General features: G+C 67.0%; 11 protein-coding genes. All 11 read right to left on the reverse strand.

Translation table 11 applies throughout. The annotated features are described in order from the left end of the window. Nucleotides 1-19: 19 nt before the first annotated feature. On the reverse strand, nucleotides 20-724 hold the full coding sequence (locus tag Q8O26_RS06390) for a GntR family transcriptional regulator (protein ID WP_305574603.1): 705 nt from the start codon (nucleotides 722-724) through the stop codon (nucleotides 20-22). Continuing rightward, on the reverse strand, nucleotides 721-1644 hold the full coding sequence (locus Q8O26_RS06395) for an aminotransferase class IV (RefSeq protein WP_305574605.1): 924 nt from the start codon (nucleotides 1642-1644) through the stop codon (nucleotides 721-723). The genes Q8O26_RS06390 and Q8O26_RS06395 overlap by 4 nt, the downstream gene beginning before the upstream one ends. A 12-nt stretch (nucleotides 1645-1656) precedes the next feature. Beyond that, complete coding sequence (locus Q8O26_RS06400) at nucleotides 1657-2439, reverse strand: amino acid ABC transporter ATP-binding protein (protein ID WP_305574607.1); 783 nt, start codon at nucleotides 2437-2439, stop codon at nucleotides 1657-1659. A 3-nt stretch (nucleotides 2440-2442) separates the two neighbouring features. Next, complete coding sequence (locus Q8O26_RS06405; protein WP_305574609.1) at nucleotides 2443-3108, reverse strand: amino acid ABC transporter permease; 666 nt, start codon at nucleotides 3106-3108, stop codon at nucleotides 2443-2445. Beyond that, nucleotides 3105-3779 carry an amino acid ABC transporter permease gene (locus Q8O26_RS06410; protein ID WP_305574611.1) on the reverse strand — a complete coding sequence of 225 codons (675 nt, stop codon included), beginning with the start codon at nucleotides 3777-3779 and terminating at the stop codon, nucleotides 3105-3107. Before Q8O26_RS06410 ends, Q8O26_RS06405 begins: the two co-directional genes overlap by 4 nt. A gap of 10 nt (nucleotides 3780-3789) precedes the next feature. Then, on the reverse strand, nucleotides 3790-4626 hold the full coding sequence (locus tag Q8O26_RS06415) for a transporter substrate-binding domain-containing protein (protein WP_305574613.1): 837 nt from the start codon (nucleotides 4624-4626) through the stop codon (nucleotides 3790-3792). A gap of 239 nt (nucleotides 4627-4865) precedes the next feature. After that, entirely contained in the window at nucleotides 4866-6209 is a 1344-nt protein-coding gene (locus Q8O26_RS06420) for a TRAP transporter large permease subunit (protein ID WP_305574615.1), read from the reverse strand. Next, the gene (locus Q8O26_RS06425) at nucleotides 6206-6829 is read right to left on the reverse strand and encodes a TRAP transporter small permease subunit (RefSeq protein ID WP_305574617.1); all 624 of its coding nucleotides are present in this window, start codon (nucleotides 6827-6829) and stop codon (nucleotides 6206-6208) included. Before Q8O26_RS06425 ends, Q8O26_RS06420 begins: the two co-directional genes overlap by 4 nt. Nucleotides 6830-6899: 70 nt before the next feature. Next, nucleotides 6900-7967 (reverse strand): TRAP transporter substrate-binding protein, encoded by a 1068-nt coding sequence (locus Q8O26_RS06430; RefSeq protein WP_305574619.1) that lies wholly within the window; start codon nucleotides 7965-7967, stop codon nucleotides 6900-6902. A gap of 102 nt (nucleotides 7968-8069) precedes the next feature. Then, nucleotides 8070-9803 carry an FAD-dependent oxidoreductase gene (locus Q8O26_RS06435; RefSeq protein ID WP_305574620.1) on the reverse strand — a complete coding sequence of 578 codons (1734 nt, stop codon included), beginning with the start codon at nucleotides 9801-9803 and terminating at the stop codon, nucleotides 8070-8072. A 124-nt stretch (nucleotides 9804-9927) separates the two neighbouring features. Beyond that, the coding region (locus tag Q8O26_RS06440; protein ID WP_305574622.1) for an SDR family NAD(P)-dependent oxidoreductase at nucleotides 9928-10545 on the reverse strand (618 nt) is incomplete at its 5' end.

A 10545-nucleotide genomic window follows, 5' to 3' on the forward strand; every position in this document is an offset into this window, starting at 1 on the left:
CGCGGCCCGCGGTCGCCCCTCAGTCTGCGACGCCGGCGATGGTTGCCACATAGTCCTGCAGACGGTCGAGGCCGCGCTGCATGTGATGGTCGAGTTCCGCCAGCATCAGGTCGAGCCGGTCACCGGTCGCCAGATCCAAATAGGCCCGGTGGGCATCATCCAGGGGGCCGGAGCGTCCATGGGCCTTCTGGTGGACCGCGAGGTAGAGATGGAGCCGGGGGGCGATGCGGTTCCAGGTCTCCAGCAGCAGCCTGTGGCCGCAGAATTCGTAGACGGTCGCATGAAGCTTCACCTCGGCCTGCGACGCGGCGAAGCCGTCGCCGCCGGGCAGCGCCGCCAGCAGGGCCTCGTGCCGGGCCTTGAGGGTCGCGGCGAAGGCATCGGTGCGATGATGCCATATCTGCGTGAAGGCGAGGCGCTCCATCGCGGTGCGCAGCGAATAGATCTCGCCGACATCGTGGCGCGACAGCGACATGACACGGGTGGCCGTATAGGGCACCGACACGAGGAGACCCTCCTCGACGAGCTGCCCCATCGCCTCGCGCAACGGGCCGCGGCTGACCCCGAATTCGGCCGCGAGCTGCTGTTCCGTCACCGTGCTGCCCGGCGCGATGCGGCCGTCGATGATGGCATGACGCAGGCGCTCGGCGACGCGGTCGCGGAAGGTCGCACGCCGGAGCGGCGCGACACCCGTGTCGGTCGCAAGGCCCGCCGCGCGGCTCATCGGGTGACCCATGCCTGGTAGTGCTCGGAGGCACGCCCCGTCATCGGTCCGGGGGTGCCGTTGCCGATCACCCGTCCGTCCACCTTCGTCACCGGCGTGACGCCGCCCAGGGTCCCGGTGATGAAGGCTTCATCGGCCGAATAGACTTCGGCGAGGGTGAAGGGGCGCTCCTCGGCGGGCAGCCCAGCGGCGCGCCATGAATCCAGTACCGCCTGGCGGGTGAGGCCCTTGAAACAGAAAGCGCCGGTGGAGGTCCAGAGGGCACCGCGGCGGACGATGAAGAAATTGGTGGAGTTGCAACTGGCGACGAAGCCCTGCGGGTCGAGCATCAAGGCCTCGTCGGCTCCGGCATTGATTGCCTGGATCAGCGCCTGGATCAGGTTCAGGCGACTGTGCGAGTTGAGACGCAGGTCGAAGACGTCCGGCGTGCTCGTCCGGAAGGTGGAGGTGAAGAGCGACAGGCCGCGGATCTTCGAGTCCGGTCGTGGCGTCTTGTATTCGGCGACGATGACGATGGTCGCCTTGCCGATCACGAAGCGCGGGTCCTGGTTGACCGTCTTCTTGACGCCGCGGGTCACCATGAGACGGACATGGGCGCCGTCGGTCATGCCGTTGCGCGCCAGGGTCTCGTTGACTGCGGCGGCGACCTGCTCGCGGCTGAGGCCGATGTCGAGCGCGATTGAAGTTGCGCCCTCGAAGAGCCGGTCGAGATGCGCGTCGAGTTGGATCAGGCGGCCATTCTTGAGCCGGAGCCCCTCCCAGATGCCGTCGCCCAGCACGAAGCCGCTGTCGAAGACCGAGACGCGGGCCTCATGGCGGGGGACGAAGGCGCCGTCGACATAGACGAGAACCGCTTCGTTGCGCGAGTCGTCGAGGTACCCCTGGGCACTGCCCGCGGTGGAATTTCCTGCGCTGGTCATGGCACTGTTCCGTCAGAAGCTGAACCGGCGATGGCCGGCGATGAAGGCCTGGGTCAAAGGCCGGCGCGGCGCCTTCAGCACCTCGTCCGGCGTTCCCTGTTCGTAGATGCCGCCCTCGGCGAGAAAGAGGACACGGGTCGCCATGTGATAGGCGAAGCCGATCTCGTGGGTGACGAGGATCATGGTGCGCCCTTCGGCGGCGAGCGCCTGGATGGTATCGAGCACCTCGCCGACGAGGGCCGGGTCGAGCGCCGAAGTCGGCTCGTCGAACAGCAGGATCTCCGGCTCCATGGCGAGGGCCCGCGCAATGGCGACGCGCTGCTTCTGCCCGCCGGACAGATGCGCCGGATAGGCCTCGGCCTTGTCGGCGAGGCCGACCCGGGCGAGCTCGGCCATGGCGCGCTCGCCGGCCGGCGCGCGGGCCATCCGCTTCACCGTGACGAGCCCTTCCATGACGTTGCCGAGCGCCGTCATGTGAGGGAACAGGTTGAACTGCTGGAACACCATGCCGACGCGCTGGCGCAGCCGGTTGAGGCTGCCCTCGTCATAGCGGGTTTCGGTGCCGCCGGAGCGCTGGCGCTCGGCGCCGACCGGCTCGCCGTTGAGGATCACGCGCCCCGCGTCCGGACGCTCGAGGAAGTTGATGCAGCGCAGCAGCGTGGACTTGCCGGACCCCGATGCACCGATGATGGCGATGCGGTCGCCGCGCTTCACGTCGAGATCGACACCGGAAAAGACGGCCCTGTCGCCGAAGCGCTTGTCGAGGCCGGCGAGCCGGAGGAGAGGTGTGTCCATGGCTCAGTCGCTCCGCGCCAGCCGCCGCTCGAGCGCATAGGTCGCGCGCACCAGCGGGTAGAGGAAGAGGAAGAAGAGGGCGCCGATGACGGTGTAGACCTCCAGCGGATTGAAGTTCAGCGAGGCGATGAGCTTGCCCTGGTGCAGGAGCTCGATATAGGCGACGACCGAGGCGAGGGTCGTCATCTTGAAGATCTCGATGCCGCGGTTGGTCAGCGCCGGAAGCACCCGCCTGAGGGCCTGGGGCAGGACGATCCGCCGGAGCGTCTGCAGGCCGGACATGCCGATGGCGCGTGCCGCCTCCCACTGGCCCGGCTCGATCGACTGGATGCCGGCGCGGTAGATTTCGGCCGAATAGGCGGCCGAGTTGAGCGAGATGCCGAAGATGGCCGCCGTGAAGGGCGTGATCTCGACGGGAACCAGCATCGGCAGGGCGAAGTAGAACCACAGGATCTGCACCAGCACCGGCGTGTTCCGGAAAAACTCGATGAAGCCGATCGAGACCCAACGCGCCAGCCGCCAGCGTGACCGCCGCGCCAGCGCCACGATCAGGCCGAAGCCAAGGCCGAGCACCAGGCAAACCGCGAAGAGCCGCACAGTGCCGACAGCCCCCATGGCCAGAGCCTGCCAGTTGTCGAGCAGCGGCGTAAAGTCCCAGCGATAGGTCATCGCGTCATCTCGCCGCTTTGCGCCATGCGCCGCTCGACCAGCGCGCCGAGCGCGCTCACCAGTGTGATGGTGACGAAGTAGAGGAGGGCCGCCGCGGTGAAGACCTCCAGGGGGCGGAAGGTCTTCTGGGCCAGTTCGTTCGCCTGATAGAGGAGGTCGGCATAAGAGACGGTGGCGACCAGAGTGGTGGTCTTCATCAGCTCGATCGAGCGTTCCATCATGGCCGGGAACATGCGCTTCACCGCCTGAGGCAGGATGATGCGCCGCATCGCCTGCGCCTTGCTCATGCCGATCGCGCGCGCAGATTCACTCTGACCCTTGTCGACGGAGACGATGCCGGCACGAAAGATCTCGGCGAAGAAGGCCCCGGACTGGATCGTGAAGGTGAGGGCCGCTGCGAGATAGGGTGTCATCTCGACGTTCAGGATGATCGGCAGGCCGAAATAGAACCAGAAGAGCTGCACCAGGGGCGGCGTCGTCCTGAACACCTCGATCACCAGCCCGGCAGGCGCCGCCATGAGGCGGTTGCCGGACAGTCGCGCCAGCGCGAGGGCGAGGCCGACCGGCAGACCGCCGGCCAGAGCCACGGCGGTCAGGACAAGCGTATTGCCGAGGCCGGCCAGCAGCAGGTCGCCATGCGCCCATATCGGCGTGAAGTCCCAGCGGTACACGAGAGCCGCGTCAGCCGAGCATCTCCTTGATGATCGGTGGGGCCGCCTTGGGGTCGAGACCGAAGCCGGTGAGGAATTCCTCGTACCAGGCCTGGATCTGGCGGCTGCGGTAATAGCCGCCGATCTGCTCGTCCACCCAGGCGACGAAGGCGGTATCGCCCTTGCGGACGGCCGCGCTCGACGGGTTGGACTGGGTCGGCTGCGGCACGACGATCTTGCCTGCGCCGAGGCGCTGGCGCGCTGCGATCAGCGGGGGATGGAACAGGCAGACCGCTTCGACGCGGCCGGACTGGAAGGCGGCGATGGCTTCGGTATTGCCGGGGAAACGCTGGATGGTGGCCTTGGCGACATTGGTGGTGAGGAAGCGGTCCATGCTGGTCGCCTGCGGCACGGCGATCCGCACCTCCGGCTTGTTCAGGTCCTCCCAGCTGCGCACGGCGAGGTCGTCCTTCGCCAGCACCGCGAGGGAATAGTAAAGGAGCGGCGATGCGGGAAAGTCGACCGCCTGGGCCCGCTCGGGCGTGGCGTCGAGCACATACATGATGTCGATGCGGTTGGCCTGGAGGGCCGCGATCGCCGTACCCCAGGTGACCTCGACCGGCTCGAAGCGAACCCCGAGCGCTGCCGCCATGGCCTTGCCGATCGAGACGCCGACCCCGGACGACCACTCGCCGGTGCGGGGGTCCTTGGAATACCACGGCGGCGCCTGGGTGACGCCGACCCGCAGCGAGCCACGGCGCTTGACCTCGTCCAGCGTGCCCGCGCCCTGGGCAAGGGCCGGCGCGACGAGCGTCGCTCCCGTCGAGAGAACCAGAGATGCCGCAAAAACGCGTCGATCGATGAACATGGATCCCCTCCGTCCGGCCTCGGCTGAAGCGCTGTCGTCGGACAGTCAAAACCGCTGATTGTCGATTGTCAACAATCAAGCAGAACGGGCACGCTTTCGAGCGCGCGCGGCAGCACCGCTGGCGACGTGGGCGGCAAATGATCCTGGGCGTTCACGCGATGGCGGCTCCGCGCCTCATGGCGGTGGCGGTCGCGCGCTCCCGCGGCCGGCCTGCACCGGCGGGGCACCGCGGCGATCCGTCAGCGCACGAGCTTCGGCAACCAGAGGATCAATGGTGGCCAGGCCATGGCGATCAGCAGCGGAATGAGCTGGATCATCATGAAGGGTGTCACCCCGCGGTAGATCGTTCCGATCGTGACATGCGGCGGGCAGATGCCCTTCAGGTAGTAGAGCGATGCGCCGAAGGGCGGCGAAATGAAGGAGGTCTGCAGGTTGATGGCGACAAGGATGCCGAACCAGATCAGGGTTTCCTCGCGCGTCATTCCCATGCCGAAATTGAGGTCGGCGACGATCGGGGCGACGAGCACGATGAGGATGAAGGTGATCTCTACCCATTCCAGCACGAAGCCGAGGATGAAGACCGCCAGCATGATGATGACGAGGACGCCCCAAGGGCCAACCGTATCGACAAAGAGCATGTTGCGAACGAGGTCGTCGCCGCCGATGCGCAGAAACAGGCCCGTGAAGCAGGTTGCCCCGATCATCACCATTGCGATCATGGCGGTGGTCCGCAACGTCGAGTGCAGGATCGGCGGCAGTGATGTCCAGCGGAACTCGCGCGAGAAGGCCGCGAGCAGGGTGGCGCCGAGGGCGCCGATGGCCGCCGCCTCCGTCGGTGTCGCGATGCCGGCGGCGATGGAGCCGAGAACGGCGAGGATGAGGCCGAGCGGCGCCACCAGATTGGCTGCGGCCTCGAGCAGCAGCGCGCCGATCGGGATGCCCTCGCGCCGTTCGATGGCCGGCATGCGCTGCGGCCAGAAGACCGAGCCGATGAGAATCCAGACGATGAACAGAAGACCGAGAAGGATGCCAGGGATAAGGGCGCCGAGGAAAAGATCGCCGACCGAGACCTGGAGCACCTCGCCGAAGACGACCAGCATGATGCTGGGAGGGATGAGGATGCCGAGCGTACCGGAGGCTGCGATGATGCCGGTGGCGATCTGCGGGTCATAGCCGCGTTCGAGCATGGCCGGCAGGCCGAGCAGGCCGAGCATGACGATGGAAGCGCCGACAATGCCGGTCGACGCCGCCATGATGATGCCGATGACCGCCACGGCGATGGCATAGCCGCCGGGCAGGGGTCCCATCAGTCGCGCCAGTGAGGTCAGCAGCCGCCCGGCAATGCCCGACTTGTCGAGCATCAGACCCATATAGACGAAAAGTGGTATCGACAGCAGGAGCCAGTCGGCGAGGATTCCGGCGTAGATGCGCGTCACGAAGGTGAACAGGAAGGCGATGGGGACGTCGGCGACGAGGCAGAAGGCGACGGCGATGCCGGCCATGACGAAGCCCATGGGATAGCCGCTGAAGGCCCCCGCGACGAGCATGACGAGCATTGCGATGGGGAGCCATTGTCCGGTCACGTCGTCATCCCTTCTTCGGGGGCCGCGCCCTGCCGGCGGCTGAACCAGTCGACGGTTGCGGGATCACGGCCGCGTCCGACGAGGGCGACGACATGCTGGATGATCTTCACCAGGACGACGATCGCCAGCAGCGCGAAGCCCAGCGGCATCACGCCCTTGACCAGATAGCGATCCTCGAGCCCGCCGGTCGTCGAGCGTTCGGCGGTCCTCAGGGCGGTACCGGTGAAGCGCCACGAGAAGTGCAGCATGAACAGCGTGAAGGGGAGCAGAAGAAAGGTATCGCCAATCAGTTCGATGATGACGCGCGTGCGCGCCGTCCAGCCGGCGGCGACGAAGTCGATGCGCACATGGGCGTCGGTCTCGACCGCGTAGACGATGCCGAGCATCACCATGACGGCGAACAGGTGCCATTGCAGTTCGGTCAAGCCGGTGACCGTCAACCGGTCGCCGAACAGTGGCAGCGTGAAGCCCCAGACGACGATGGTCGAGAGGCGCAGCTGGCTCGCCAGCACCGTCGCCAGAATGACGACGATGACGAGCGGCAGGGTCCAGCTGGCGAGCCGGCAGAAACCGCTCGCCAGGCGGCTCGCCCCATCGAGAAGCTTCAGCGCTGCATCCACGAGCCGGGTTCCTTGCGAGCAACGGCCGGCACACGAGGCGCCGGCCGTATGGCCATTCGACCGTCCGGAATCAGCGCTGCGGAGCGGGAATCCGCTGCAGTTCACGCCACTCGCCGACCTTCGAGATGTAGTCCCGCAGGCTGGTGAGGGCTTCCTTGAACAGCGGATCGCGCGCAGCCTGCTCGTTCAGAACCTCTTCGGAGGCCTTCTGCAGGGCGGTCAGGACGCTGTCGGGAAAGCGCCGGATCGTGACGCCCTGGGTGCGATAGTATTCGAGGGCGGTGCGCTGGGTGTCGATCTGATCGTACATGTTGAAGGTCACGTTCGCCATGCAGGCCTCGCGCATGATCGTGCGCTGCCGGTCGGTGAACGAGTTCCAGACACCCTTGTTGATGATGATCGAATCCCAGGTGGCGAGCTGGTGCCAGCCGGGGAAGTAGTAGTTCTTGGCGACCCGATAGAAGCCGAGGCCGCGGTCGATCGAGGGCAGCGAGAACTCGGTGGCGTCGATGCGGCCGCGCTCCAGGGCCACGAAGATCTCGCCCGCCGGCACCAGCTGTGTCGACACGCCGAGCTTCGACAGGACGAGGGCGCCGAGGCCGGCGATGCGCATCCGCAGACCCCTCAGATCGTCGACCGAGTTGATTTCCTTGCGGAACCAGCCGCCGGCTTCCGAGTCGACGAGGTGGCAGGGCAGGATGACCACGTTGTGCGGATCATAGGCCTTCTGAATGATTTCGAGACCACCGCCGCGGAACATCCAGGCGAGCAAGATTTCCGGCGATGCGCCGAAGGGCATGGCGCTGACGAGATTGGTGACGGGGATCTGGTTGGCCCAGTATCCCATCCAGTCGAAGGCCATGGGAATAGCGCCGGACGAGACGGCACCGAACATCTCGAGCGGTGGCGACAATTCGCCGGCATTGCGGACGCGGATCTTGATCTCGCCATTGGTCATGGCATCGACCATCTGCGCCCAGCGGCCCGGGCTCGGTCCGAGCGAGGGCAGGTTGATGGGGAAGCCATGCTGCAGATCGAATGTACGTGATTGCTGCGCCATGGCGGGCTCCGCCACCGGCATCCAGGTCGCCGCGGCCAGAAGCGCAAGCCCGGCCGTCACTTTCCTCAAGAGTTTCATCGCCGTTTCCTCCTCCGGCAGGTCACAGAAGCCCGCTTGGCCATTCGGCCTTGGTGATGTCGGCACATCCTCGGCGGGTACCAGGAGGCCGTCTAGGCATGATCAGGCACGTGTGCCCTGCGGCAACTCCTCGTCCGACGGGGCGACAGGGTTCTGTTCCATGTGCCTGGCGGCGATATAGCCGAAGGTCATGGCCGGGCCGAGCGTGATGCCGCCGCCGGGGTAATTGCCGCCCATGATGCTGGCGGCATCGTTGCCGGCGGCATAGAGGCCGGCGATCGGGGTCCCCGTCGCGTCCAGCACGCGGGCATGGGCATCGCAGCGAATGCCGGCGAAGGTTCCAAGTTCGCCGGGCACCACCTCGACGGCATAGAAAGGGCCGGTCTCGATCGGCGCGACGCAGGGGTTGGGCTTGACGTCGGGGTCGCCGAGATAGCGGTTGTAGGCGGTGCTGCCGCGGCCGAAAGCCGGGTCCTCGCCGCGTCTGGCGGTGTCGTTGTAGCCGCGTACGGTCGCGTCGAAGGCCTCGGGCGCGATTCCCGCCGCGAGGGCGAGGTCCCGCAGCGTCCGCCCCTTCTTCAGGTAGCCATTGCCGAGATAGGGCGAGAGCGGCACGGGAAACGGCTTGACGAAGCCGAGGCCATAGCGCCGCAGCGTCGGATGGTCGGTGATGAGGAAGGCCCTGACGTCGGTTCCCTTCGGCGTGGCCTTGAACAGGCCCTGCATGAAGTCGTGATAGGAGTTGGCCTCGTTGACGAACCGCTCGCCGGCCGGCGTGACGGCGATGACGCCGGGCTTGGCGCGATCGATGAAATGCGGAAAGAGCCCGGTCGAGCCATCGCGGCGCGGCACCCGCGAGACCGGCGCCCAGGCAGCCGGATTGGGATAGTCGGTGACGATGGCGGCCCCGACCCGCTCGGCGACACCCAGCCCGTCGCCGGTATTGCCGGGCGGGGCGGGGGAAAAGTGCTCTTGTCCCGTGGGGGCATGGGGATAGAGCGCCTTGCGACGCTCGACGTTGCGGGGGAAGCCGCCGGCGGCGAGGACGACGCCGCGACGGGCATGAATCTCGATCGGGCCATCGCTGGTATCGACGATGCCGCCGACCACGCGGCCATCCCGGACGATCAGTTCGCGCAAGCCGCTGGACGTGCGGATGGGAATGCCGAGGTCGAGGGCCGATTTCACCAGGCGGCCGATCAGCGCATTGCCGTTGGTCAGCCGCATGGCACGGCCGTGGAGGGCCAGGTCCCGCGCATACCGTGCCAGGAGCATGCCGACATAACCGGCCGACTTCAGCGAGCGGGTGACGTTGAAGAAGTGCAGCAGCTCCTTGCCGGATCCGATCATCATGCCCAGGAAGGTGATCTCGGGGAGCGGCGGGCGCAGGCGCTTGATCTCGGGTCCGAGCTCGCGGCCGTCGAAGGGCTCGGCAACGATGGAGCGGCCGCCGGGCTTCGCGCCGGGGGCATTGGGGTGGTAGTCGGAGAAGGCTGGGCCGAGAACGAACTTCACCGCAGTGTTCTTCTCGAAGAACGACACCATCTCCGGGCCGTTGGCCAGGAAGGCGTCGACCCTGTCGCCGTCGAAATGGTTGGCAGCCTCGTGCTGCAGGTAGCGGCGGGCTTCGGCGGGAGTGTCTTCCATTCCCGCGGCGCGGGCGTGCGGATTGCACGGAATCCACAGCCATCCGCCCGAACGCGCCGAGGCCCCGCCGAACTGGGCCTCCTTCTCGACGACGATCACGTCGAGTCCGCCGAGCCGGGCGGTGACTGCCGCGGCGAGGCCACCGGCGCCCGAGCCGACGACGAGCGTGTCCGTCACGATTGCGGTCACGGGAAGGGCCTCCCTCTCGGGGTGGGGGTCGCCACGAATTCGCGAGGAACGAATGTGTTCGTTACGCTAGGCGAGGTTTCGCCCGCTTGGCAAGCGGCCGTTCGGCGGGGCCGGTCTTCGCCGCTCAGACGGCGAGATAGCCGCCGTCGACGACGAGGGTGGTGCCGGTGACATAGGTCGCCATGGACGAGCAGAGAAAGACGACGGGGCCGACCAGCTCCTCGGGCTCTCCGAAGCGCGCCATGGGGATGCGGGCGAGAAACTTGGCTGCCCGCGCCGGGTCGTTGCGGGTGGCGATTGTCATCTCGGTGGCGATGGTGCCCGGGGCGATCGCATTGACCCTGACGCCGCTGGGGGCGAGTTCCTGCGCGAGGTTCTGCGTCAGCATCTTCAAGGCGGCCTTGGACGTCGAATAGCCGAGGGAGGTCGCGGTGGAGACGAAGGCGGCGATCGAGGCGATGTTGACGATGCAGCCGCGGGTCCGCTTCAGCGCCGGCAGAACCGCCATGGTGACGTTGAGGGCTCCGTCGAGATTGACCTTCATCACCGCATCCCAGGCCTCGAAAAGGCTCGGGTCGTCGATGCCGTGCCGCGGGCAGATCCCGGCGCCGTTGACCAGGATGGAGACGTCGCCGGTCGTCTCCATGACCTTTCCCAGAATGGCCGCGGCGCCCGACCGGTCGGTGACGTCGAGTGCGGCCCAATCCGCCCGGCCGCCGCTCGCCCACACGGCCTCGGCGCT

The sequence above is a fragment of the Phreatobacter sp. genome, assembly GCF_030691135.1.
Classification (GTDB): Bacteria; Pseudomonadota; Alphaproteobacteria; order Rhizobiales; family Phreatobacteraceae; genus Phreatobacter.

What these genes read in the sequence shown, in the direction of transcription:
- Q8O26_RS06390 (WP_305574603.1), bottom strand. Translation starts at nt 724, where the DNA reads ATGAGCCGCGCGGCGGGCCTTGCGACCGACACGGGTGTCGCGCCGCTC.
- Q8O26_RS06395 (WP_305574605.1), bottom strand. Translation starts at nt 1,644, where the DNA reads ATGACCAGCGCAGGAAATTCCACCGCGGGCAGTGCCCAGGGGTACCTC.
- Q8O26_RS06400 (WP_305574607.1), bottom strand. Translation starts at nt 2,439, where the DNA reads ATGGACACACCTCTCCTCCGGCTCGCCGGCCTCGACAAGCGCTTCGGC.
- Q8O26_RS06405 (WP_305574609.1), bottom strand. Translation starts at nt 3,108, where the DNA reads ATGACCTATCGCTGGGACTTTACGCCGCTGCTCGACAACTGGCAGGCT.
- Q8O26_RS06415 (WP_305574613.1), bottom strand. Translation starts at nt 4,626, where the DNA reads ATGTTCATCGATCGACGCGTTTTTGCGGCATCTCTGGTTCTCTCGACG.
- Q8O26_RS06430 (WP_305574619.1), bottom strand. Translation starts at nt 7,967, where the DNA reads ATGAAACTCTTGAGGAAAGTGACGGCCGGGCTTGCGCTTCTGGCCGCG.